Origin of the sequence: Paenibacillus sp. F4 (genome assembly GCF_002894905.1) — a bacterium.
In the GTDB taxonomy this organism is placed as follows: Bacteria; Bacillota; Bacilli; order Paenibacillales; family Paenibacillaceae; genus Paenibacillus; species Paenibacillus polymyxa_B.
Genome location: NZ_POVS01000009.1, coordinates 1 through 25,385 on the forward strand (window position 1 = coordinate 1; position 25,385 = coordinate 25,385).

Sequence of the window (25,385 nt, forward strand, 5' to 3'; positions counted from 1 at the left end):
AACTGGCTGCTTAGAACTTGAAAGGTGTTTTGATCCCTGTCTCAGAAACAGGGGGCAGTCCCATGTGCTAGGCTGGTTTTATTTTTATACTCTAAGTTATTCTGTCCTATGTGCTGCTTTAGATATTGCGCTGTTCGTTCCGGTTGCGAGATCGGAAAATGATGAGCTGCCGGAATATTCAGCGTATGCAGGGCATGAAATGGCTCGGGCAACTTATAGATCTGATCCTTCACACCCCATAGAATCGAAACCTCCTCTTTATAAATTCTTTCGGATATCTCAGGGAGCGACTGGAAGCTATCGGACTTGGTTAGCATGGCTAGGGCTTGCGCAGTCGTCTTTCTTACGCGTGGGGAACGCATTTCTTCAAGAACATACGTGACGTATGCTGACGGGATATCGTCGATACTTTCAAAACAAGTCTGCGCAAGCAATTGCTTGCGTAAGACCGACTCGCTGAGTCTGCCTAGCATAATCTCCGTAATTCGTGCGCTCCGATATCTGCGCGGAGCAGTATGCAATACAGGTTGCAATAGGTGTAAGCCACTGATACGCTCAGGTACGCGTTCCCATGCCTTAGCAGCTAGTAGTCCGCCGAATGAATGACCTACAAGGCAGATTGGCGTTTTCAAAGCCTGAATAGCCTGCACTAACGATTCAATGTGGCCTTCTAGTACATCCTCCTTATGATGGTATGGGGAACGGCCAAAACCGGGAAGATCCACCAAGCAAACAGAGGATTCCGGAAATTGATTTGCCAGCGGTATCAAACAATCTGCCCCGCTGAAAGTACCGTGAACTAATACGATCGTTGGATTTCCATTCTTCACTCTTCGCTCCAGTGTAGCTAATGGCCCACGTCTGTTGCGGACATATCCATCTGTATCTATGGTGGAATGAGCAATCCTGAAATCAAGATCAGTAATAACAAATGGGAACACGCTTTTGTTCATCGCCTGTGACAACCCGTATTTACGTTGAATCTCTCGTGCTGCATCCAGTGGGTAGTCCACATCCACGATAAAATCGAGTGATTCCTTCGGAATACCTAACTTTTGGCCCAGAGGAGTACCCAGTATACTGGTTAGCCAAGCTGGCGAAATCGAACCGAGCGGTTTACGTACACGAAGCTCCTTCGCCATATTCGTTCCCAGCTCTATCATCGTTGGACTCTGTTGCCTGTCATCCATCAAGTAGTATGTTTCGCTGGCAGGATGTGATTCCTTAGTAAGAGCACTGATCAATTCGGCTGCATGATCTACATGGACCAAGGGGAGCCAATGAGATTTTCCGCCGGGGACAAGTCCCATAAGCTTGCGCGCTGTAGAACCTACGAGAATGCCCAGCCCACCAGTTTGGGGCGTATCCCCAGACTCTGAGTCACCAATGACAACGCTCAAATGGACAACCGAAAGCGGAAATCCTTCCTTGTGTGCTCCTTGACGGATACGCAAATCAGCCAAAAATTTCATCCGTTCATATGGAGGTGCCTGTTCTAAATGAGCGATGACCGGCTCGGGAGTAAGCCAGTTATGATCATTAAAAGGGCTTTTGTACCCAACCAAATGAATAAAATGTCGTAACCCTTTGCTCGCATGAATATATGTAGCCAACGTTATCATTTCTTCTGCCGCTTGTAGAAAAGCTGCTCTCGCATCCTCCTCTCCCAGCAGAATATCCATCGGACCTCCTGCATGAATTATCACATCTGCTGTCTCCACGAGTTGCCTGTCAGCAGGATTTAATCCTAGAGCAGGTATACTCAAATCGCCAATAACCGGTGTTAATTTCCCGATATGCCATGCTGTCTCCAAATCCATTTGCCTGCATATTTGTTCCCACTTTTGCTGCGAACGAACCAGGACGGTAATAGTGTGTTCCTCCTTGGAAAGTTGCCGTAACGTATGCATGCCGATAAATCCTGTGCCGCCCGTGATAAAGATATGTGCCATATACGAAACCTGCCTTTTTTAATTTTTAGTACTTCATAGTACTAATAAAGATTAAAAAAATCACTTTAGCAGAAGTGCTAAAGTAAATTTTAAATTTTCGAGTATGCTCGGGTCCTGGCTTGCATGCTGCAGAAAGAGCGCACCTTCAATGGCCGAGACGATGAATTGGGCCGTCGACCTCGCAGGAAGTTCAGCCTGAATCTCTAATCTTTCCCTTCCCTCGTTCAACAATATTTCTACGGTAGTGATTTGGCTTTGGAAGAACTGGCTTATTTTATTCCGAAACAAGGCGCTATCTTGAGGCATTTGCGTATAAAGAGTAATAAAGGGACAGCCTCCCAAACAATCTGTCTCTTGCTCTGTCAGCAATTGAAGAAGGATTTCAAAACGTTCCTGAACAGACTGATCCTTACGCGAAACAACTTCATAAATCATCTCATTATACGTTTTAATCAGTTGATCCAGAATGGCTGAAAGTAGCTCTTCTTTACTTTTAAAATAATAGTAAATGTTCGTTTTGGACACATTGCTCACAGCCACAATTTCATCCATACTTGTTGCATGATATCCTTGGGTAAGAAACAATGAGGTGGCAATACGCAGAACAACATCCCGATTCGTGATTTTATTTTTTTTCATCATATTTAGCACTATACGGTACTAAAAAAGACTTGTCAACCTTCGCTGGAACATGTCTGCTCCAAAACATTATTTTTCGGTCAGAACCCGGTCACCTCTGCTCGCAGGCTGAGAAATAACCAAAAATTCAACATCCTGATTCGTTTCATTAAACATTTGATGAGGCACCATAGGAGGAACCTCACACCCTTCCTGAGATCCTAATTGGATTCGTTCACCATCCACTTCAAGTACCGCTGTACCTGATAAAATAAAGAAAAATTGGCGCGCATGATGATGATAATGTCTGACCTCATGTGTATTTCCGGGCATCCGCTCATGAATAATGCTCAAATCATTATTTTTCACTAAGCGCCAACCATCACATTGATCTCCCCATATATAATGTTCGGCATTATTTTTACTAATTTTCATTATTGAACTCCTCCTTTTGCAATTACAGTTTTATTTTAAATATGAATTCATAGAGCTACAATCTTAATTATAAAAAGGCAGGACAAATGTAAAAAAGTCCGACTTAGTCAGACTTTTTTATATATCCGCCTCGATAATTTCCTCCAACTTTATCCAGCTAAAATCCTCTTCCCCACGGGATAGCTTCACTTCTCGCCGACTTGTGTTAATTACTGTGACCAGTCCACGCAGCTCCTCATCATCAAACGGATTGAACACTTTTAGCGTAATAGGCTTCCGTTCGTTATAGGATACGATGATGGCCTGTTCAATCTGCTGCATTTCCTGATCGTCCAGTGCTGGCTTGCCGCGCCTTCCTTGCTCCTTCATCAGTCTTAAATATGCCTCCCGATGCTCAGGCAAAATCATGCGCGAGCTTTCCCATATGCCATTTCCCTCAAGCTTTTTCCCCATCGTAAGCCCCTCCTATGCTGTTCTGGTTACCGGATGCCATGCCAATACATGATCTAATCGAAAAACACGTGGCTGGCCTGTCTGTAGACAGGTGGCTCGTATCAAGCCATTCTGCACACGATGCACCTCGATACGCCGATGAGACAGCTTGCCCTTCCGATCCAAATACACGATTTCCACGATCTGCCCCACGTATTTTTCCAACATGATCCTTCACTCCTTATCAGAACGTTTGTTTGTATTATATGCGAACATGCGTTTGATTATCAATGTAAAAAAATCCCCTGAGGGATTTGACTCTCTCAAGGGAATTAAAATTCATAGGTGGATAGCTTAATATCTTCTTTATTCAAATCTTTCAGCGGGTAGACAGGGCCATTCCAATAAGTCAGAATATCAAGCGGCTCATTAGTACCATGTTCTTTTAAAGAAAGAGATAATTCAAGTAATAAATGTGGAAGTTGATAAGAGCTTGTTAAAAACTGATATTCCTCTGGACTTTCACAGTCTTCTGCTCGATAGAACACAAAGTATCCCTCGGTATGATCTCCAATGAGTACAATATAGCGAGCAAGAAACATAATTTCGCCATTTGCAAAAGGAATGGAATGTGTCGAAGCAGAGATCAAATCAGTCTCTAGTCCCTCAATACGAAGGGTAAGTTCATTGTTAAGAGCATCCATTCTTTCTCTTTGTTCGCTGATGAGGTGTTCATAATTTACAGGGACAAGCCCTCCATTCTTGATCGTAGCGATCAGTTCGTCTATAAATACTTTTTGAGACAACACTCGATTGCTCATCCTATTCATCTCCATATTCGTAAAAATAAGCATGGAATTCTCGCTTTAACATGTTCAATATTTATGTATTAAAAATCTTGATTCATTAACTCCCCAGCATTTTTGTGACTGCATTCACGACCCTTTCCATCTCAAATGGTTTAACAATAAAGTCTTTTGCACCTGCCTGAAATGCTTTTATAATCGCTTCCTGCTGCCCCAAAGCAGAACACATCAAAATGTTGGCTTGGGGATCAAGCTCTACAATCTTTTTAACAGCCTCAAGTCCGTCCATCTTAGGCATATTAATATCCATGGTGATTAAATCGGGACGAAAGTGTGCGTATTTCAAAACAGCATCATATCCATTTTCTGCTTCCGCGATAACAGCGTGACCTAAATCCAAAAGAATATCCTTAAGCACAGAACGCATAAATAAAGAGTCATCCACTACTATAACTGTTGCCAAATTAACCTCTCCAATCCGTTGTCAAATGATATGCACGCCCAAACTTCAATATCGGTGAATAAACTGGTAATATTAATAGAAAGAATCTGTAAAAATAAAAACGCTACCAATGAATTATAAAAGAAATTTGAAACTAGCTACTACAGCATTAGTTTTCAAAAAAACGTTTCACAATGACGTAAATAATTTATGTAGTGTGAAGATTACAAAGTACTAGGTATCAACTGTATCTAGAGCACTAGCCAAAAAAGTACAATCTTCTTAGACAGACATAAAAAAAGACGCTGGTATCGTTCCCCAACGTCATTTTTTGTACTATTCGTTTAAAGTCTGCTTATTCATTCAGAGCTTTTTTCAAAGCCTCCAGATTATTTTTCATCACACCAAGGTAATCTAGGTTCTTCTGTTTGTCTTCGGCCGTCAGTCCTTCAAGCGGATTCAGCACATCCGTTTTCGAACCAATTTCAGTAGCTACAGTCTCAGCGACCTTCGGGTCAACCAAAGTTTCAAAGAAAATCGTCTTCACATTATTTTCTTTAGCAAATTTGATAATACCCGCCAGCTTGTCCGGTGTAGGCTCTTGCTCTGGAGATAATCCGGCAATGGGTACTTGGGTCAGACCATATTGCTTAGCCAAATAGCTAAAAGCAGCATGCTGTGTAATAAAGTCTTTACGTTTTACATCTTTCAGACCTGTTTTGAACTCGGTATCCAGCTCTTTCAGCTTGGTGATATAAGCATCAGCGTTTTTCTCATAATCAGCTTTGTTTGCCGGATCGGCTGCCACAAGTCCTGCTTCAATAGATTCTACTTCTTTTTGAGCTAAGACTGGATTAAGCCATACATGAGGGTCCAGCACATGATCGTGATCATGGCCTTCCTCTGCGTGTGCTTCTTCTCCTTCTTCCTCCTCAGCAGTGCCTTCCATCAGGTTCAACCCTTTGCTTGCTTCAACTACAACACGTTTATCATTGGACGCGCTGCTCAAAGCCTGTTCTGCCCAACCTTCGACGATACCGTTATAAACAAACACGTCAGCATCCTTAACCTGTGCCATATCTTTGGCGCTCGGTTCCCAGTCATGCGGCTCTGCACCAGCAGGAATCAACGCGGTTACGTTAGCATGGTCTCCAGCAACTTGCTTGGTAAATTCATACATTGGATAAAAAGTGGTGACTACATTCAGCTTTTTACCACTGTCTGCTGTTTGTGCCGCATTCGGCTCGGTTTGGGAAGCATTTGTAGCTGCATTATCGGATTTGGCTCCGCAACCAGATAAAATAAGTGCTAGTCCCGCAGACAATACAAATGATTTTTTGAACCATGTATTCATATTCATTACTCCTTTATTCGTTAGATTTTTTAGTTAATCTCACTGTAATTACACTCACTGGCCTGTCGCATTCTTCCGTCGGGAAGCCTGTTGCTTACCCAGCTTACGGACCAGCTTTTGAATACCAGCTCCTACAATCAGGAATAATAACAGCACCATGGCAATCGTCCCCCCTGGGGGTGTACTGAGTTCATACGATGCCGTTAAACCCATAAATACGCCGATTAATGCAGTGACCATAGATATCCAGATGGCTGCCGCGAAGCTCGGTGCAATTCGAATCGCCAGCGCTGCAGGGAGCACGATGAGTGAGGAGACGAGCAGCACACCGACAATTGGCATTGCAGCGGCTACAATCATCCCTGTTAAAATACTAAATGCAAATGAAATGGACTTGACAGGAAGACCATTGGTCTTCGCCGTTTCTTCATCAAAGGTAATCTGATACAAAGGACGCCGGAATACAAAAAAGAAAATACCTCCGATCACAGCCACTACAATCATCAACATCAGCTCTGTCTGATTGACCGCTACGACCGAGCCGAACAAATAAGCGGAAAACCCTTTGTTGATGCTCTGATTCAGATTCATTAAAATAACGGCCGTCGAGAGGCCACCTACCATAATAATAGCCACAGATATCTCACTATATGTTTTATAAGACCTGCGGACGTATTCAACGATAATCGCGCCGATTACGGCAACAATAAATCCGGTTATCGTCGGGTTAATGCCTAAATAGGCACCCGCTGCCACCCCTGCCAGCGATACATGCGATAGCATGTCCGCCATGAGAGCCTGACGCCGTAGCATCAGGTATACTCCAAGCACCGAGGCCAGCAGTGCAATTACCCCACCGGCACAAAATGCCCGCTGCATGAAGTCGTAGTGCAGCATTTCCATCCGCCATCTTCCTTCCTCTCAAGCTCAATAATTCGATCCAGATAATGTTGCACTTCCGATAGTCCATGGGTCACCATGACCACAGTTCTTCCATATTCCTTAACCTGCTGATTCATCAGATCGTAGAAATGATGGCGGCTTTCTTGATCCATTCCGGTCGTGGGCTCATCCAAAATGAGCAAATCCGATTCCTGAGCGAGCGCTCTCGCCACACAAATACGTTGCTTCTGTCCACCGGACAATTCGCCGATTTTACGGTGACGTAAGTCCCACATGCCTACTTGACGCAGCGCCTGCTCAGTCAGATCATGATCCTCAGACCGCATACGGCGTAACCAAGAGCCATGAGTATATCTTCCTGAACGGACAAATTCCAAAATCGTACTTGGAAATCCGCCATTGAAAGCAGCAATTTGTTGGGATACAAATCCGACAACGAGCTTTTTGCCTTCACCTGTACGATCAGACATAAACACCTTGCCCTTCCAAGGCTGAAGCAAGCCGAGCAACAGTTTGAGCATGGTTGATTTGGAAGCACCATTCGGTCCGGTAATAGCCACAAATTCTCCCGAAAAAATTTCAACATTGGCATCCACCAAGTTAGGAACATCTCCGTAGCCAAATGTGACCTGTTCCAATGAGGCCAATAACATGACGCAAATCTCCTTTTCCTTTAAAAAGCCTGGAGCCATCTGAGCGATCATCATTTGCGCAGATTCTCCAGGTCGTTTATGATCATTAAACCATCTACCGTAATTATTACGATTTGGTAATAAAAAAATAAGCGTTTGATAAACGTAACCTTTACGCATTAGCAAGTTTAACAGTTTAGGCAAGGTTCGTCAATGTTTTGGCAACTCTTTTGTTTGTTTACTTCACTTTGTCCGGGTACAAGCCTGCAGCCAAGGTTTTCAGCGCAATCGGAGCGCGCACGCCTTCAGCCGCTGCGGATAATGGCAGTACTATAAACCGTTTGTTTTTGATCGCTTCCACACCAGCCAGCGCAGGCTTGCTCAGGAGCAGCTTCTCTTTATCCGCCAGTGAAGTATCACCATAGTCGAGGATGACGATTACATCAGGGTTACGATTCACAACCTCTTCCCAGCTTACCTCGGTAAAACTTTTGTCGATATCATCAAAAATATTTTTCGCCTTCACACTTTCAATCAAAGACGTTAGGTAATTGTTGGCAGCCGTAAAGGGCTTGTCTTCTCCGCTGTCAAAGACAAACACCTTGGGTGGCTGTTCAACAGCACCAATTTGAGTCTGAATGGACTGCACTTGTTCACGAATGTCATTTACCAGCTTTTCCGCACGCTCCTCAACCCTGAAAATACGCCCAATATTTAGTATATCCTGATACACATCTTCTAACGTGGGACCCGGTTTATTTGAGGATTCCTGTACATAGGTCAGCACCCCTTGTTTGGCTAGCTCCTCACGGGAACCCAGATTTTTATCATTAAAGGCACTCTTCCAGCCCGCATAGGCAAAATCCGGTGCAGCGGCCATAAACACCTCTTTGGACGGATATTGTTCGGCCAGTACCGGGATTTTGTCATATTGAACCTTATATTTCGTCAAAATCTGATCATCCAAATACGCAGTTCCTACCATAGAGGATTCCAGTCCAAGAGCCAGCATAACCTCAGTCGCGTGCTGGTTCAGTGTAACCGCGCGTTTGGGCGCCTCGGGAAATGCCATTTTAACACCCATATTCTCAAGCTCTACCGACGTCTCCTTGGTTGCCGATTGCGATGCGGCAGGCTGCTGCCCGTTTGCCGATGGATCGCTTGTTTGAGCCGTGTTTCCTGCTGCGCAGGCTGATAACAACAGCATCATCGCCAAAGCGAGCATAACCAGCGGTAACGCGGGCTTGCTATATTTTTTCATATGTAACGTCTCCTCTTTTATTTGTAGTTTATCTTACCTCATCGTATCACCTTTTCTGTTAACGTCATGGATGGCCTCCTCTCCTGAGAGAATCCGGTAAAAAGGTAATATTCGGCTTCCCGGTTTTTGGATGAATGCAGATTTCTGTCTCCACCCCGAATACACTCCACAGCAGGTCTGGCTGAAGCACATCCTCCGTTATGCCAGAGGCTACCACTTTTCCTTCTTTTAATACATACATTCGATCACAATAAAATGCCGCCAAATTTAAATCATGTAGTGCAGCTAGCGTAGTTATCCGAAGTGTTTTGACCAAATCCAAAATTTGCAGCTGATACCGGATGTCCAGATGATTCGTCGGCTCATCCAAAATGAGAAATTTCGCCTGTCCCGCCAAAGCTCTGGCGATCAATACCCGTTGCTTTTCGCCGCCGGACAAGCTGACAAAGCCCTGATCCGCCTGAGCATTCATGCCTACCCGCTCCAGCGCCTGCTCGACCAGTTCATGATCGACGACAGTATCTGCATCCAGCAGCTTCTTATGCGGATGGCGACCCATCAGGACGATGTCCCGTACTGAAAAATCAAACGTTTGCGGCGCATCCTGACTCACCACTGCCATTTGTCGGGCCGTTTCTTTATACTTCATCCGCAGCATATCTTGGCCATCCAACGTAACCAAACCACTGTCAGGCTTTAGCACGCGATACATATTTTTGAGCAACGTCGATTTCCCGCTGCCATTCGGACCGATCAATCCGACCAGCTCCCCTGCTTTTACCTGGAGACAGATGCCGTCGATCAGCCGTTTATCGTGAATACTGAAGGTCACGCATTCGACTTCTATATTCATTTTTCGCCTCCAAACGAGTAGGAACTACGACGCAGCAGCCACACAAAAAAGGGTCCTCCGCACACAGCCGTTACAATACCAATCGGCAGCTCCTGTGGAGCCAGCACGAGCCGGGCACATACATCAGCCCACACGACAAAAATAGCTCCCGCCAACAGACTGACGGGCAGTACACGCCGATGATCTGATCCGACTATCAGCCTAACGATGTGCGGAATCATAAGCCCGACAAAGCCAATCGAGCCACTAACTGATACGACTGCCCCGGTTAAAAGAGACGCCACAACAACCAGTAATACGCGGAACGTCTGTACGTTCACACCTAGCGTTACTGCGGTTTCTTCACCCGTTAGCAAAGCATTCAGCGAACGGTATCGGGTCAGGAGCACAGCTGTTCCAACGGCTACAATGAGGCTTGGAATGAAAAGCGTGTCCCATTGAGCACCTGCCAAACTTCCCATCATCCAATACATCGCGTCACGAATGCCTTTTTCATTCGGGGCCATCGTAACGATAAAGCTAGTCACAGCCGACAGCATCATGGACACCGCCACTCCTGCCAGCAATAAGCGGGTCGTCGATATGCTCCCAGCCACACGGGCTAACGCGAACACCATAAGCATTGCAGTTAACGAGCCTATAAAAGCAGATAAAGGCAGCGCAAGTCGTCCTAAAAATCCGAAAGCTCCGAACACAATTACCAACGTGGCTGTCACCGAAGCCCCAGACGAGACTCCTAAAATATAGGGGTCCGCTAACGAATTACGAATTAATGCCTGTATAGTCGCCCCTGTAACAGCAAGTCCTGCTCCTACGACAACACCTAGCAGCACGCGTGGAAAGCGGATTTCCCAAACGATATATTGCTCAGGCTTGGTCCATGTCACGGGTATCCACTGGTCCAGCCAGGGAAGATGAGACAGTGCAATTCGCCATATCGTCCCCGGTGCGACAGCTACAGGACCGAGCATGACTGCGAGTGTGACCGAAAGCAACAACCCAGCAGTCAGCAGCAGAATTGTTGTAAATCCCCAAGTAGGCTTGCCAGCTAGGTGTGCGCGAGAATTATGTTGTGATGGATTAGGTCTTGATGGATTAAGGTTGCTCGTTCTCGAAGTCATGAACTACTACTCAATGGCTTTTCGGCCGCTTCCAGCTTTCTCAATCGTTCCTCAATCTCGGAAGCAGAGAAATTCTCGCCCATGATAACCGCAACATCGTTCACTGGCTTTTGCGGGCGGATCGGAATGATTTCCAGCTCCCGATAGGCAAACTGGAACATCATCTGACCCTCTGATTCCAGAAACCGCACAATTCCTTTGGCCCGGTAAATTTCAGCAGGCAAACTGCGGAACAACTGTTCAAACTCGGAGCGTGGTACAGGTTGTCCAAAGAAATGCGTGTGAACAACTACATGGTCGTAGGAATGATAATGCTCCCCATGTTCGTGGTCATGGTGATCATGAGACTGATGGTCTGTATGGTTATCATGATCATACGTGTGCAGATGATTTTCCGAATGAGGATGTTTACTCTCAATATCAACTGCGGATTCCTTATGCCGCGAAACGTCCATACGCTCCTCTCCTTGAGTGGAGAAAAAAATACCCGCGTCCACGTCACTTCGTTGCGTGCTCACAGTCAGAGCATATGGATTTAACTCTTTTACGAGGGCCTGTACCTTCTGTAACTCGCCCGCAGCCAATAAATCGGTCTTGTTAATAATCAGTTTGGAAGCGCACCGAAGCTGATCCTGCATCAAACGAAGCGACTTGCTTCTCTCGTTCCCCGAAGCAAAATCCAGAAATTGACGCGCGTCTATGACCGTGATAACGGATTGTAATATCATAGGAGAATAAATGGAGGCGTCTGTCACTGCATCTACAATCTCCATCGGGTTAGCCACTCCGGTACATTCTACAATAATCACATCCGGCTTATATTCCTCAGCAAGATTCATGAGCTCGACGCCCAAATCCCCGCGAATGGTACAGCATATACAGCCACTGAGCATTTCCTTCATGGGTGCTTGGCCATTCACCAAACTGCCGTCCAGATTAACATCACCCAACTCATTCATCAAAATGGCTGGCTTGAGGCCCTTCTCCTTGTAGTAAGCCAGCGCATGCTGAAGAAGAGTGGTTTTACCGCTACCCAAAAAACCGGATAAAACAACTATCGGTATCATATAACCCCTCCTTGTCTTTGCAACATTTAATATGGATCGTACCGTAAAAGTTTCCTTCTTGCAATCATTTATCGGAATTTAATCGTAATAATTACTAATAACAAACATAAATATATATGATCACTCTTTGAATTGTCAATATAGGAGGTGAGACAAGTACAATCCAGCGGGCATGATTGTCCCCCTACAGACATAGGATGTAGATAAGAACCCTTATTCCCAAGGAGACGTGGAATGAAAAACAGTACGCTGTTGAAGATGCTGCCTTTTATGATTCCGTTTGCCTTTCTCATCCCTGTACTTGTTACGCTATCTCCCCAGTGGCTTCGTTTGTTAGATATGGGCCAGCTGCAACCGTTAAAAACGGTATTTATGGGTATTTTTCTGGAAGCTGTTCCGTTTCTCCTTATCGGTGTGCTCGTCTCATCCCTTTTGCAATGGCTTGTACCGGAGACATGGATTCGCAAAATAGCGCCTGCGCATCCTGTACCGGGTGTCCTGCTGGCCTCCTTACTAGGTATGCTGTTTCCCATCTGTGAATGCGGCATGATCCCTGTCGTTCGCCAATTAATGCTCAAGGGAATGCCTGCCTATATGGGTATCACTTTTATTTTAAGCGGGCCCATTATCAATCCCGTGGTACTGGCTGCGACGATGATGGCTTTCCCTTCCCATCCCGAGGTCACTGCCGTTCGAATGGGTTTGGCTTTTGCCGTCTCCGCGATCATCGGGCTGATCGTGTATACCTTTGTGCGAGTGCATCCGCTCAAACGGTCGCTGCTCTCTTTTAACCAGCAAAAGCAGAACAATCAGACTCATCGGCATAGTCGCACATGGCGGGGCTTTTTTGTACATGCTGGTGACGAGTTTTTGGACATGAGTAAATATCTCATTATCGGCGCATTATTAACAGCCTGCATTCAAACCTTCATCCCACGTGATGAAATGCTTTCGTTAAGCGACGGAACGGTCGGATCGTACGCCTTTATGATGGGTTTTGCCTACATACTGTCGCTATGTTCCACCTCCGATGCCTTTGTAGCTACTGCTTTTTCACATACCTTTACACTGGGTCCGCTGGCAGCCTTTCTTGTACTCGGTCCGATGCTAGACTTCAAAGGCACGCTCATGCTGCTAAGCACCTTCCGCACCAAATTTGTCGCCATCCTGGGCTTGCTCATTGTTTCACTCGTCCTAGTGGGTTCTATAGCTGCTGAATGGTTATTGGGGAGGTGAATACAAACGTGAATTCAACCTTTAGCATCCGCTGGCAATATGGCATGCGCTCCTTGCTCCTGATTGGATTAGCTATGTACATTATCTCATTAAACCGTACAAATGCACTTCATTACTACTTGGCTCCCCATATGCAAAAGCTGCTCCTACTCTGTCCTGTACCACTCTTGTTCATCGCATTGGCGATGGCATGGCACGGAATCATCGGGGAGCGGGACGGTGAGGATGTATGTGATTGTGAGCATCCGTTGCCGCAAAGCTGGTTCAAAAAAACTCTCGTATATGGAATGCTGCTCATCCCGCTCCTGTTCGGTTCTCTACTGCCCAATCAGGCACTAGGTAGTGATATGGCCGCCAAAAAAGGCATGTCCTTCACGTATCCCAACCCGGATATCCGACGAAAAACAGATACACAGACCACGAAAGCATCCACCGCCTCCCTTTTATCAACTGCATCTTCCGTCCCAACTTCGTCCCCTCCAGAGGGAAAATGGAGTCAGGAAACGCTGGATAAGCTGTTCGTTCCGCCTGACAAGTACAATGTAGAATTCGCCGAGCTGGCGAAACGCCTGTATCAGCAACCTATCATACAGATCAAGCCTGAGATTTTTTCCGAAACTATTGGAGCCATTGAGTTATATAAACAAGCTTTTGAAGGAAAAAAAGTACAGGTGACTGGCTTTGTCTATAAAGACGACAACCTGCCGGGTAAAGGCCTATTTGCAGTAGGAAGATTCCTCGTCATGTGCTGTACTGCCGATGCCATGCCATTCGGGATCATCGTCCAATCCCAGAAGGCCCCGTCCTTTGACAAGGATACCTGGGTGACCATTGAAGGAACACTGCATGCCACACAAAAGGGCAACGTTCCGATACTTGAAATTCGATCCGAAAAAATAACCGCTGTCGAGCAGCCAGAATCCCCTTATGTCTATACCCAAGCAGACTCGGTAGCTACCTTTGATCGCTTGAACACAGCACACTAAACCCACCAAGGAGGAAAAATGATGAATAAAGTTCCTGTTATTTTAATCAGTGGTTTTCTTGGAAGCGGCAAAACAACACTACTTTTGCGCCTATTAGCCCATACTCGCCAAATCCCCCTTCGTGCTGCTGTTTTAATGAACGAAATGGGTGAATATGATGTAGACAGTGCTATTATTTCAGAGGAAATGCCTGACGTAACAGTAGAAGGATTGCTAGAAGGCTGCATTTGTTGCAGCAAAAGAAATGAGCTGGCAGGGGCTCTGCATACCCTGCTCAGCCAAAAGCCAGACCTGATCTTCATGGAAACCACCGGGGTAGCCAACCCCGAACAAGTACTGGAGGAGCTTCGCTCCCCCCTACTGGCAGATCGGCTTTATCTGGTTCACAGCATCAGTGTTGTGGATGCTGAGCTGTTCCATGAATACAATAGCCGCTTTACGGCTGATAAAGAACTGGTTCGCACCCTGCACGGACAACTGCGCACCGCAGACTTTATTGTGGTGAACAAGACGGATGCAGCAAGTAGCCGTGAAGTGACGAAGGTCGTCAAGAGCATCCGCAAGCTCAACGATACGGCCAAGTTGCAAACTACTGAATATAGCCGGATTGACCTTGAACCACTACTAGAGCCTGTTCTGGCCTCCGCATCCGTTGCCGCAAAACCTGTACAGACACTTCAACCAGCACCTGCACAAGTCCAGTCCACCGATGCAGGTGTACCGTCCGTTTCCATTCCCGTCAAAAGTATCGGAAACACCAGTAGTGTCTCCAGAAGTACGGCTTTCAAAGTTATTGCGGCACACAGTCATAACCACGATCCTAAGCAGCCTCATTCGTTCTCCCGTCTGGAGAGCTTAACGCTGCATCAATATTCTCCTCAGCCACTCGAAAAACAACGATTGGAAAACTTTTTGACCGGGTTAGGTTCCTCGTTGCTTCGTGCGAAAGGTTATTGCGTGCTTCCTCAGGAAGGTACAATGCTTTTGCAATTTTCAGGAAATCACTTGGAGTGGCAGCCTACTGCACTTCCTGTGAGTCAGGGGTATGTCACGCTCATTGGGGAGCAACTGGACAAAGCATCCATTGCCGACCAATGGGAACAGTGCTTCACTTCGCTATAAATAACAGGTCTGGATTAAGACAAAAAAACCTCCTGCAGATGCAGGAGGTTTTTTGAAAAGCGATGTTCACGGATTATTAGCATAATCCATAAACATAACGCTCGACTGTTTTTACTTAAGGTTATATTTTTTGTTAAAGCGATCCACACGGCCACCGATATCCACGTTTCTTTGTTTACCAGTGAAGAACGGGTGGGAAGCGGAGCTAGTATCTACACGGATAACTGGGTATGTGTTGCCATCTTCCCATTCCATCGTTTCTTGCGAATATTTAGTGGAAGCACTCAGGAAAGTAAATCCACAGCTAGGGTCCAAAAAGATAACTTTGTTCAATGTTGGATGAATATCTTTTTTCATTAGTTTCACCTAATCTTTCATGTAGTTTAGTTTCAAACTCAAACGTACTGGCGCAATACTCCATCAGTTGGCAAAAGGAACGGTTATGTCCCAGAAAAAAAGACGACAGATCATAACGGTTACGCTCAAGCTCGTAAACGACAAGCAAACGATGCCGCATATATCGCATCGCCCATTGCACGAACGCTCCGGATCTTTCGTCAGCCTTCATCGTTATATAAGCATATAGTGAATGGTCCTCCGGCTCGTCCCAAATGCTGACACCAGCACAGGAGAACTCGGTAGCCACGTGCTTTCGATTCAAAAGGCAAAGCGTGCCATGTAGCTCGGCATCTATCATACAGCCTTGAAAAAAAGCCGTTTTCTTAGGTGCAAGCTTTAACTTTGGACGCTCTGTCCACTGGACTAATTCAAGTTTTCGCCGGTTCCATAACGCTGGCTTTTGCAAACTTAACAGGCTTCGCTCAGGAAGCAGAATCATTCAGGTTGCTATACAGCAAGCCTCAAATTATCTAGTTTCACGATGGATCGTGTACTTTTTCAGACGCGGAGAGTATTTTTTCATTTCAAGACGGTCCGGATGATTTCTTTTGTTCTTGGTTGTTGTATAGTTGCGGTCACCGGATTCGGTGCATGCCAAGGTAACAATTACGCGCATTTCTCTTCCTCCTTAATTGGAATACATGGTATACAATTACAATAGTAATTTTTACGATTAGTTCTATTCTATAATTCATGCTCCGCTTTGTCAACCTTAGAGTCACGGTTTGTCGCTTCTTCTACCGTGTTCCAGCGATTACGGTACTGTGCAAGCTTCGGATGAAGTTCTAGTGGTTCGCTCGAAAGCACCAATCTGACGTTTCTAATCCATTCTCCGAACGATGCATAGGAAGCGCACAAATTTGCCATTTCAGGACTCATATACAAAAAAATTGGGGTCGTATACTTTTCCGCCAAAAAACGGATGGCTGCTTCAATCGGCGTATATTTTTTACGCTTACCTTCCCAGCTCTCAATCACAACAGCACTCAAAGCCTGCTCCCGCTGCCACTCTCCCAGCTCGTCCACCCGCTTGTAATACGAACGTACCGGCTGCTTCCACATTCTTCTGACGGTTTCTTCATGTAGCGGATACAACACCAGCTTTGTAAAAGATAATGCAGCCCCCGTTTCGGCAAAAAGCTCCAGCTCTCTGGCTGTAATCTGCTCGAACGTATCATAGTAGACCATGGTCCCTTTATGCGTCTCGATCGGAGGCTCATAACCATAGGGTACATATTGAAGGTTTCTTGTCATGCCGGACACTCCGTCCTTCCATAGATGAACTTTTCCTTCTATATTATACCCTTGTTTTGGCATGAGTTTACATCAAATGTTTATCCTTGCTCAACAGCAGGCGTATTACGGCGTGAACCTCTTCGGAATTGCAACGCATAAAGTCCCATCGTCACAAGCGCAATCAGTGCAAGCACCGTAAAAATATTGCTAAAATTGAACACCTGCACATTAGATACAACAGGATTCAAATGAAAGGACGACGAACTATCCAGCGTTTTGCCCAAAATACTTGTCGTGATCGCCCCGGCAATGAAATTCAGCAGAGATAGCAGCCCCATTCCAACACCAATCTGGTCTTTCGACAAGGTACGAGAAATCGTGTTGGACATGGCAATTTGCATGAAAGTCTGACCTACGTTTCCGAAAATAAGCAAAAATAAAATCAGATACGGAGAGGCACCCACAAACGTAGACAAGCTGATAAAACAGATAAACAAAAGCGATACAGCTGTATAGACGAGAAACGAATTTCCTTTGCTATCCGCCAAACGCCCTCCTCTTTTACCCAATAGAGCCGAAGCAATAGCAGCCGGAAACATAACCAGTCCAATTATTGCCGGCGTAAGCTGATTGAGACTGTTCAGAAACTGCGGTGCCAAGTACGGCAATCCAAAGCTAATCCCCGTCCCTAAAAAAGCGATAAGGAGCCCGTATGAATATTGCTTGTTACGGAACAGCTTCGGCTGGATGAATGGATCATGCGCAGTGTTAATACGCCATATAAACAGTGCAAATAACACCATACCGACCAGAAAAAACATCATATTGGTTTGCGAAATGGAAAGCAATAAGAAGGCTACTGTTCCACCCAGCAATAATCCACCAAGAAAATCGAACTTCTGATCCTCTCCACGCTGATCGTCCAAATATTTGCGGAAGAACGGCAATGCGATCAGTGGCAGCATAGAAATGACGAACAAAAAACGCCAGCTTGCAAAGCCTGTGATCAAACCGGAAATAATCGGAGCCAATGCAGTACCTAACGCCAAGCCGATTGCTGTGACGCCCAAAGCACGTCCTCTTTTTTCAGCCGAGAAATAACGGACTGGCACGATCATAGCAGTTGCCGGAATAACAGCAGCCCCTGCAGCCTGAAGCAAACGAGCTACAATGAGCATCCAAAATTGATTGGCCAACAGTCCAATAAGCGAACCCAGTGCAAAAAAGATAATTCCAAACGTCAGCAAATCCTTAAGACGATATTTATCTGCCAATTTGCCGTAGGTCACCGAGCCAACTGCATACACGATCATATAGCCAGTCAGTAACCAACTTACATCGGAAGCACTAATATGAAACTCCTCTCGAATCACAGGCATAACGACATTAAACATAAAAGCGTTCATCACTGAAAAAACAAGTGTGAAGGCCAACACACGCATAAGCTTATCCGCATTGGGATAAGTTTGTTCTTTTATCATTTGGTTGTCTCCCTCTCCTGTAAACCTCTTATCTACGATCATATTTCACTGTTTTTGATACCCCTATCCGGGCAAATTCTCTATATATCCGCTCACACGCGGGCGTCCTCAGGGTGGTAGTCGCGGAGAATTTTTTTAAGCAGGCCGCGCAGCGTCTCCGATTCTCCGACAGATAACGTTTCACCTACCGAGCTTTTAATTGCCTCAATAGTACGTTCAGCTACTTTGTGAATCTCTAAGCCTTCCTCAGTCAAATAGATTTGCTTCATTCGTGCATCTTCCGGGTGACTTTTGCGTACTGCCCAGTTTTTCTTAACGATCCCGTTAACCAGGCTGGTAACGCTTGATTTATCAATAAGCAATAGCTTTTCTAAATCCGTATTGGTGACTCCAGGCGAAATCGCCAGTATATAGAGCGTCTGCGATTGTGGGGAGGTGAGTCCCAAAGGGCGCAGTGCTGTTTCAATTTCGCGCCGGACGGTAGTGAAAATCCATTTAATTAAATACATCGTGCTCTCTTCCTCCCAAGGAAGACAAACGGGATACACCTCGCTTCCCATCTCACTACGAACCTCCATATCTAATTGTAATAGTTTGAATTCCAACTAATTTTAATCAGCTGCCTACTTGGTGTCAATACTTTCGTAAAATGATGTTTTACTAGATAAGGTGAATTTCAAATTACGAATTCATCCTCTATGGAAATATAGGCATAATAAAAGACGAGTCCTTGAAGGAAACCCGTCTTTTACTTCATTCATCATTCATTTCTGTTTTATAGTTGCTTAGTCCGCAGTTTTCACTTGAACTAGCGGATATTCTTCTCCATCAACGGTAACCGTACTAGCATCATTCAGCTCTAGCCGTTGCCAAATGGTCAACAACGTACGATAAGGATACTTCTTCAGATCATACTCCGATGGTGGGTCAGTGTCTGTGTTTGTGTTTGTTCCACTGCGACTACCACTACCTTCAGTAGAAATCTCCGAAGTCGAGCCTCCGTCCGTATTGTCTGTCACTGCTCCAGACTGATCGCCGCTTTTTCCACTGGATGTACCACCACGAGCTGTGGAACCAATGTCCGTGGATTGTCCATCTGCTGTTGTGCTTTTTGTAGTGGCGTTCCCAGTGTTTACGTCCCCAGATGGATCATTGTTCGCTTTACTGGCTGCTTCCTTGTCGTTCTGTTCAGCAAGCGTAAAATTTTCGTATAAGTGCTCCTGTTGATCCGCCCCAACAATGACGAGCTTCTTCGGCTTAAATTCTGCCTGCTCTGTCGATGTCTGAAACGCAAACAACAGCTTGACCATTTTCGTAGTGGACTTGGTATTAGGCACATGTGTCACTATCGCCGTAGGCTCCTCTTTTACGGGCACTGTAGGCTCTACAGGCTGTTGTACAGGCTTCGGAGCAGCAACAGGCGCAGGTGTGTCACCAGATCCGATCACCCCGGTTGCTTTCAGGCCGCCGAACGTACCTGCAATGACAATCAGCACGATCCCGGAAATCACCCCACCTTTACGAAAACGACGAAGTGTTTTGACCAACGGCGTGTCCGTCTCCCGCTTTGCTGCCAAATAGAAATTTTTAAAAGAAGGCTTTGCAGGTTCAAAATATTGACGCCACAGCGTTTTTTTATGCAGTCCCTCTCGTCCTTCCTTTTGGAAGAATAGAAGTAGCGCACGTCGATACGCCGGTTCGAAACCGCCACGTGGAGTAGCAAACTCAGGGTGTTCCTCTGACCATCGGATAAAGCGGTACATCGTATCGTTATCCTTCGCCCATTTGCGGATCGAACTGACCAGGCGAGCGAAGTCCAATATTCCCTCTCCCGGCCCGTCAGAACGATAGAAAGCAGGCAACAGACGGGCAAAATGGCCTTCCGCAAGCTGCTGGGGCAGCCAGCCATAAGCCCAATCCTGTACCTTTTCTACTTCGCCCGGCTCCAGGCCGTCCAGCACCGACGGTTCCGGTTCCTCCGTATTAAACCAATCGTAAGCCGCAATCAATCGCACTGCTTGTCCCTTGAGAGGAGCAGGCAGCTTTCCAACCCACTGCACCAAATCGGGTCGTGCGAAAAAGGGAATCTGTACGACCTGATCGGGTGATATTTCTTTTAGCTCTACTTCGGTAAGTAAATACTGATCCGACGCTTCCTGCAAACGCTCTGTCAATCCAGATTGCTCCAGCGGGGACAGTTTGCCTACAGCAGAGCTGCTGTCCCATTGACGCAAGCGTTGGTGAATGGCAACCACAGCCTCTACTGGTTTTCTTTCGGCACGCAGTCTGCCCATCAGTGCAGATTCTGCCAAAAGCTGAAAATCGGCATTCGCCGACACTTCGATATACCGACTGCCCCATTCGTACACAACAGCCAGCAGCCCCTTAGCATCCGGTGTTCTTTTCATCTGACTGTCCATGTAGGGAATGAACAGCATTTTTGTAAGTGCCGGATTACCCAACACTTTCGTGAAATATGCCTTGCCTAATGATGGATTCTCTTCAATCGTATGATAAATATACGTGACTGCTTCCGTATTTCTGGCAGTATAAGCATTGTTTAGCGAACGGATTAAATATTCCACCAACCGATTTTCGCTGCTGCGTGCATGAACTTTATAATAGTCCTTGAAACTATCGACTAGACCTACATCTGGAATATATCCATCCTTCACCCGATCAAATTCATGATCAAAAAACGATAGAAACAGATCATTCAGCCTCATTTTACGTGGCAGCGCATCGGGTGGCGATAAATAATCAGTCAAGCTTCGTAGCACAGCGATTCGCTGTTCGTTGTATAATGCCCGCTCTCCCTGCTCAATTCTGTACAACGTAATGAGCTCATGATAGCTGGATGGCGTCAAATCACGCCCGGCCTCCATACCTGTCAGCATTTGCTCGGCAAATTTGAAGAAATCGTCCGGCGTCTCACCATTCAGCAACGTACGGACAATCCAGTCAAAATACGGCTGTCTCACCTGCTCTTTATCCACATTAAGTATTCGACTATGGTTAGACAGGTCAAATACAAAGTCCTTTTCCACATTCCGATCACCGGGACGCAAACTAAAAGGCTCAACGAACATCAAGTGAATGCCTTTTCTGCTGTTCGGTTCCTGTGCATATGTAAGAAATCCGAGTCTATTGCGAAATGCATAAGGCAATGCCGCATACAGCACACCCAGCAGCTGCTTGGCTGAAGATCCGACCGCTTCTACAGGAACATTCAGCGCTACATATACCTTTTTGCGACCTGCAGCGGACATCATGACTGCGTATAAAAGCTGTTTGAACACTTCTTCGCTCAGCTGCAATTGAGCCAGCACTGTAGACGGGTCAACAGCTGGAAATACACTTCCACCCGGTAGACGCTCCAATTCCGGCAAATCCGTTCCCTGCTCAATATCATAGGTATCAACAAAGGATGTGTTCAGCCACTGCTTATAGTCAGACGGAGATTCACCATGTCCGGCTGGAATCACATAGTTGTGCGTGAAAAAGGCGCTCCGCAGCCCAGTAAAATCCGCGGCCTTATAAATACTGCGGCCAAGCACTACATCCCCGGACTCCGTCCGTACCAGATGCATGGCTTCCGGATAGACGCTTTCCTGCTTCTCGCCACGTGCCGTCAAAGCAGCAGGCGCATCATATACACATAAGGGATGCAGCACCTTTTTAATAAAAGAAGCATCCAATCCTTTGGAATTAGCCACTGTATCGAAGCCTTCCGTAGAACGGAAAATACCACGCCGTTCCCGTGTGTACATCTGCTGTTGTATCAAATGAGAGGTAGAATAACTCACTCTGATTCTCTCCCCTCAATGTACTTCAACTTGTAGAGCAGCCAAATGAATGGCTCATCCACACGGATCGGACTAACCAACCCTTGCAGCTTTTGCTCCACCGGATTGCTACCCAGGGCGGAAACCGCGAAATAGGCCGTATCTGTAAAATATACATCCATCGTGCCCTTGAACGGCTTATCCACCTTTTCGATGAAGCGTCGAACTTCGCCATCAATGTTTGCGAACTCATCCAAATCCATATATTTGCGATGCTCCATCGGATTAAAAATATTGCTGTTCGTCTTGATGTACGTGCCTTCTTCATCTGCCAACGCAGAAAGCATATCACTTTTGGTCAGGACGACAGCGGTCGGAATGTCCGTTTTCCCTTTTTCCTGATATGCGATAAAATCACCGAACATCGTAAGTACGACATCACGCGGTTCATCATATTGCGAGACCCATTCACCTGGCTTATCGCCAAGGTTAATTTTAATACGTTCCCGAATCGAGCGGATTTGCAGTGGATCGACCATAAAGAGAATACCTGCCGAATTCTTAATATGCTGTCCATGCAGTCCCAGATAGTCCTGATCTACCATTCCCTCACCGGCGACATCAAAAAATACCAGCGTCAGTGGCGGCTTTTCCTCATCCTTAAATACGAACTGGAAGATAAAAGGCTCCTGCATCTTTTCTTTTTGTGTCGATGTAAGCAGATCCCCTCGTTCAAATAGGGGTTCCTCATACATGGTGCGGAACTTTCGGCTGATCTCTGCATTAAGCGGCATGCATGCCGCGTCAAAATGATCGGCCGTAACATGCTGCAGCGTGTGAATCAGGGAGGTCATATAAACAGATTTCCCCGCCTGCGAAGCCCCAATAATCGAAATGATGTTACTCGGCACCTTACCTGCGGTCACGGGTAACTCGTTATGACAGTGCGGGCACAGTCGATGACGCGTCAGCTCGCCATAACGGTCTGTCAGTCCTGTTAGTACATGATCAGAATACAATCGATGTTCCTCAGGAACATCATGGGGATGCAAAATCGCCTCCATATCATGCACACTGTCCAAGCCAAAACGCTCCCGATATTTGTTCAACAGCTCATCTTCACCCAAAGCGTAATCCTCGTCATCTTCACGGTGATGAGAAGCACGGAATACCACTTCCTCCGGGGAAAATTTGCTAAAGCAATAAGGGCACACAATATCATAAAATAACGGCCTTGGCGCTGCCTGTGGCTTTCTTCTGAATAAATTGCTAAGAAAACTCATCGGTTGCGGCCTCCTTTCATTCAGGGACTAATTCATATACCGTGCCATATTTCTGGCCGTCCGTAAAAAACAGCCGCACATATTCATCTCCCCCCACTTCAACAGCGGGTAAAACATTCCGTCCCGCGGCAAAAGGTGCCGTGAACGGATACAAAGTTCCATCGTCCCGGTCTGACGGATAGCCCCCGCGCTTCTTCACGTAGCAAAGCGCCTCCTGCGGGACAGGAACTTCAGCTGTCACCTGAATCTGGACGGTTTTGCGGCTGCGAAACCAGCTTTTTTTATGGTGAACAGCATATCTGATTTTAGCCCTACCCGTGCTCAACTCCAGTTGGTTGGCTCCGTCTTGCTGACGGATCACGTAAGTGTCTCCATCCTCCCGAACAGCCGGATACACGGTATACCGTACACGTCCAATGCCTTCAATTCGGTCACGATAGCTGCCAGCAGCCTTATATTCCTCGCGTGTAAAAAGTTTTAGGCTTGAAAAAGGTGGTAAAACTTCGGCTTCATTCTGCCCATTCATACCTGCATCGGCTGATTGTTTCGCAATATATACCACCGCTGCCCCTTCAGGCCACTGCCAGCGTAACACAACCCGGTTGTCGTCAATTTTGTGGCTCAGCTCCGAAATAACAGGATCACCGGGCTGTGCTTCCCTATACTGCATAAGTTCCAGCCTCCCGTTCTAAAATCCACTGCTGCGTCGATTGCGCGTCGGGGCTTCCGGCGCCCCTCTCCGGCGTCCTGACGGCGCACCCTGACTTCCTCCACCGGAAGATCGGCGAGTATTTTCCGCAATCGGCAGAACAAGCGAAAAGACAGCAATAAGGGCCGCCAGTACGAGCGCTGCCACCAAACGAATCATCAAGTCGCCTATAGGCGATCCAGATAATCCCTTTTCCAGAATAAAACCAGCGAGCAAGCCTGCCGGGACTCCTCCAATCGCAAAATTCCGCGCAAGAAAACGGTTATCGAACATCAGCCCAAGAGCCAATCCCAATAGAGCGCCGATAATGACCAGAGCCGTTACGCGATAAATGGCAAAATACAGACTGTCGGCATACTCACCTGTCCGCTCCGTTACCAGTGTGCGATCACCGATTTTGTTATATATTTTACCAAACGCTTGAGTAAGTCCCTGGGCATTAGCTACATTAGAATAAGTTCCGCCTGTCAGGTCAGCAATATTTTGCAATAAGGCTATACCATCCGACTCTGCCAGTTTCAGCCCGATCGTATTAATCGGAATCTGGCGGGCGATATAAGGAGCCAATGCTGTCTGGGTATCCAGCTCGCTAAAGCCGTCAGAGAGCATAATAACGAGAGAACCTTTTTCTGCATTGCCTTGGGTTTCAATCTCCTTGATCGTCTCATCCAAAGCAAGTCCGATCTCTGTACCGCCTGACATTATAGTCTGCATACTATCGATTTTGGAATAAACCGCTTGCTTCTCTGCATCTGTGCGAATTGGAGTAAACGGCTGAACCAACTGGGCAGTAGAATCAAATGAAACAATGGCTACCCGCTTGTCTCCATCCATTTGGCCAATCAGACTCTTGGCAGCCGTTAGGCGTTCATTATCAGGATCTGTTTGCTGCATACTCCCGGAATTATCAATCACAAGCACGAGGTCCTGTACGCTCTTGCGCCCTTCAGGGTTAACCTGATAGCCCAACTCCAATAGCAGACCTGCGACGAATAACATCACCAGCGTTGCAGGCACCAGTAACTTCCAGGATAACCCGGAGTAGCGCTGCCGCCATGAATGCCCATTTAACTGTGGCGAAATTAGTTCGCCGATCAGACAACCTAGGCCAATACACAGTGCCATGATGCCAAAATACAGCCCGATCACGACGATATGCGGCCAGTGCCCTATCAATTTGTGAAGAATAAGCTCTCCCAAGATGAAGCCTACTACAGCGCCCAGCAAGCCGAACAGCAATAGGAGAACGTTAAATTTTCGCTGCTTCATAAG

Annotated in this window: 26 protein-coding genes; 3 read left to right on the forward strand and 23 right to left on the reverse strand. The window is 46.3% G+C overall.

Features of this window, described 5'->3' with window-relative positions; genetic code table 11:
• Positions 1-41: 41 nt before the first annotated feature.
• The 14 genes from C1T21_RS06940 to C1T21_RS07005 form a co-directional block, all read right to left on the reverse strand.
• A complete protein-coding gene (locus tag C1T21_RS06940) occupies positions 42-1,952 on the reverse strand; it encodes an alpha/beta fold hydrolase (RefSeq protein ID WP_103047735.1) in 1,911 nt (636 codons plus the stop codon).
• A gap of 60 nt (positions 1,953-2,012) precedes the next feature.
• Complete coding sequence (locus C1T21_RS06945) at positions 2,013-2,594, reverse strand: TetR/AcrR family transcriptional regulator (protein ID WP_223822057.1); 582 nt, start codon at positions 2,592-2,594, stop codon at positions 2,013-2,015.
• Between the two features lie 66 nt (positions 2,595-2,660).
• Positions 2,661-3,005: a cupin domain-containing protein gene (locus tag C1T21_RS06950; protein WP_061831375.1), complete on the reverse strand. Its 345-nt coding sequence runs from the start codon at positions 3,003-3,005 to the stop codon at positions 2,661-2,663.
• A 117-nt stretch (positions 3,006-3,122) separates the two neighbouring features.
• The gene (locus C1T21_RS06955) at positions 3,123-3,458 is read right to left on the reverse strand and encodes a YolD-like family protein (protein ID WP_013310132.1); all 336 of its coding nucleotides are present in this window, start codon (positions 3,456-3,458) and stop codon (positions 3,123-3,125) included.
• Positions 3,459-3,470: 12 nt separating this feature from the next.
• Entirely contained in the window at positions 3,471-3,665 is a 195-nt protein-coding gene (locus C1T21_RS06960) for a hypothetical protein (protein ID WP_013310131.1), read from the reverse strand.
• Between the two features lie 104 nt (positions 3,666-3,769).
• A complete protein-coding gene (locus tag C1T21_RS06965) occupies positions 3,770-4,258 on the reverse strand; it encodes a hypothetical protein (protein WP_103047736.1) in 489 nt (162 codons plus the stop codon).
• 85 nt (positions 4,259-4,343) lie between these two features.
• The gene (locus C1T21_RS06970) at positions 4,344-4,706 is read right to left on the reverse strand and encodes a response regulator (RefSeq protein ID WP_023988407.1); all 363 of its coding nucleotides are present in this window, start codon (positions 4,704-4,706) and stop codon (positions 4,344-4,346) included.
• Positions 4,707-5,040: 334 nt separating this feature from the next.
• Positions 5,041-6,039 (reverse strand): metal ABC transporter substrate-binding protein, encoded by a 999-nt coding sequence (locus C1T21_RS06975; RefSeq protein WP_103047737.1) that lies wholly within the window; start codon positions 6,037-6,039, stop codon positions 5,041-5,043.
• Between the two features lie 54 nt (positions 6,040-6,093).
• Positions 6,094-6,942 carry a metal ABC transporter permease gene (locus C1T21_RS06980; RefSeq protein ID WP_023988405.1) on the reverse strand — a complete coding sequence of 283 codons (849 nt, stop codon included), beginning with the start codon at positions 6,940-6,942 and terminating at the stop codon, positions 6,094-6,096.
• A complete protein-coding gene (locus tag C1T21_RS06985) occupies positions 6,888-7,595 on the reverse strand; it encodes a metal ABC transporter ATP-binding protein (RefSeq protein ID WP_013310125.1) in 708 nt (235 codons plus the stop codon). Before C1T21_RS06985 ends, C1T21_RS06980 begins: the two co-directional genes overlap by 55 nt.
• Positions 7,596-7,812: 217 nt before the next feature.
• Positions 7,813-8,835, reverse strand: coding sequence for an ABC transporter substrate-binding protein (locus tag C1T21_RS06990; RefSeq protein WP_103047739.1), 1,023 nt, complete (start codon positions 8,833-8,835; stop codon positions 7,813-7,815).
• 64 nt (positions 8,836-8,899) lie between these two features.
• Positions 8,900-9,688, reverse strand: coding sequence for an ABC transporter ATP-binding protein (locus tag C1T21_RS06995; protein ID WP_103047740.1), 789 nt, complete (start codon positions 9,686-9,688; stop codon positions 8,900-8,902).
• Positions 9,685-10,809, reverse strand: a complete 1,125-nt coding sequence (locus tag C1T21_RS07000) for a FecCD family ABC transporter permease (RefSeq protein ID WP_103047741.1) — start codon at positions 10,807-10,809, stop codon at positions 9,685-9,687. The genes C1T21_RS06995 and C1T21_RS07000 overlap by 4 nt, the downstream gene beginning before the upstream one ends.
• Complete coding sequence (locus C1T21_RS07005; protein WP_103047742.1) at positions 10,806-11,876, reverse strand: CobW family GTP-binding protein; 1,071 nt, start codon at positions 11,874-11,876, stop codon at positions 10,806-10,808. Before C1T21_RS07005 ends, C1T21_RS07000 begins: the two co-directional genes overlap by 4 nt.
• Positions 11,877-12,110: 234 nt before the next feature.
• Between C1T21_RS07005 and C1T21_RS07010 the strand changes: the two genes are divergently transcribed.
• Genes C1T21_RS07010 through C1T21_RS07020 form a run of 3 tightly spaced genes read left to right on the forward strand, consistent with a single transcriptional unit; the run spans position 12,111 to position 15,220 of the window.
• The gene (locus C1T21_RS07010; RefSeq protein ID WP_103047743.1) at positions 12,111-13,112 is read left to right on the forward strand and encodes a permease; all 1,002 of its coding nucleotides are present in this window, start codon (positions 12,111-12,113) and stop codon (positions 13,110-13,112) included.
• 8 nt (positions 13,113-13,120) lie between these two features.
• Positions 13,121-14,098 carry a TIGR03943 family putative permease subunit gene (locus C1T21_RS07015; protein WP_103047744.1) on the forward strand — a complete coding sequence of 326 codons (978 nt, stop codon included), beginning with the start codon at positions 13,121-13,123 and terminating at the stop codon, positions 14,096-14,098.
• Between the two features lie 18 nt (positions 14,099-14,116).
• The gene (locus C1T21_RS07020; RefSeq protein ID WP_103047745.1) at positions 14,117-15,220 is read left to right on the forward strand and encodes a CobW family GTP-binding protein; all 1,104 of its coding nucleotides are present in this window, start codon (positions 14,117-14,119) and stop codon (positions 15,218-15,220) included.
• Positions 15,221-15,331: 111 nt separating this feature from the next.
• Here the strand turns inward: C1T21_RS07020 and C1T21_RS07025 are convergent, their stop codons facing one another.
• The 9 genes from C1T21_RS07025 to C1T21_RS07070 form a co-directional block, all read right to left on the reverse strand.
• Positions 15,332-15,577 (reverse strand): type B 50S ribosomal protein L31, encoded by a 246-nt coding sequence (locus C1T21_RS07025; protein WP_013310118.1) that lies wholly within the window; start codon positions 15,575-15,577, stop codon positions 15,332-15,334.
• Positions 15,578-16,085: 508 nt separating this feature from the next.
• The gene (gene rpmG, locus C1T21_RS07035) at positions 16,086-16,235 is read right to left on the reverse strand and encodes a 50S ribosomal protein L33 (RefSeq protein WP_013310116.1); all 150 of its coding nucleotides are present in this window, start codon (positions 16,233-16,235) and stop codon (positions 16,086-16,088) included.
• Positions 16,236-16,303: 68 nt separating this feature from the next.
• Positions 16,304-16,873 (reverse strand): hypothetical protein, encoded by a 570-nt coding sequence (locus C1T21_RS07040; protein WP_039273351.1) that lies wholly within the window; start codon positions 16,871-16,873, stop codon positions 16,304-16,306.
• A gap of 80 nt (positions 16,874-16,953) precedes the next feature.
• Positions 16,954-18,336, reverse strand: coding sequence for an MFS transporter (locus C1T21_RS07045; RefSeq protein WP_103047746.1), 1,383 nt, complete (start codon positions 18,334-18,336; stop codon positions 16,954-16,956).
• Between the two features lie 92 nt (positions 18,337-18,428).
• The gene (locus tag C1T21_RS07050) at positions 18,429-18,896 is read right to left on the reverse strand and encodes a MarR family winged helix-turn-helix transcriptional regulator (RefSeq protein ID WP_103047747.1); all 468 of its coding nucleotides are present in this window, start codon (positions 18,894-18,896) and stop codon (positions 18,429-18,431) included.
• A gap of 225 nt (positions 18,897-19,121) precedes the next feature.
• On the reverse strand, positions 19,122-22,142 hold the full coding sequence (locus tag C1T21_RS07055) for a GAP1-N2 domain-containing protein (RefSeq protein ID WP_103047748.1): 3,021 nt from the start codon (positions 22,140-22,142) through the stop codon (positions 19,122-19,124).
• The gene (locus C1T21_RS07060) at positions 22,139-23,404 is read right to left on the reverse strand and encodes a TRAFAC clade GTPase domain-containing protein (RefSeq protein WP_103047749.1); all 1,266 of its coding nucleotides are present in this window, start codon (positions 23,402-23,404) and stop codon (positions 22,139-22,141) included. The genes C1T21_RS07055 and C1T21_RS07060 overlap by 4 nt, the downstream gene beginning before the upstream one ends.
• Before the next feature lie 16 nt (positions 23,405-23,420).
• The gene (locus C1T21_RS07065; protein WP_103047750.1) at positions 23,421-24,074 is read right to left on the reverse strand and encodes a beta-mannanase; all 654 of its coding nucleotides are present in this window, start codon (positions 24,072-24,074) and stop codon (positions 23,421-23,423) included.
• An 18-nt stretch (positions 24,075-24,092) separates the two neighbouring features.
• Positions 24,093-25,382: a vWA domain-containing protein gene (locus C1T21_RS07070; protein WP_103047751.1), complete on the reverse strand. Its 1,290-nt coding sequence runs from the start codon at positions 25,380-25,382 to the stop codon at positions 24,093-24,095.
• Between the last annotated feature and the right edge of the window lie 3 nt (positions 25,383-25,385).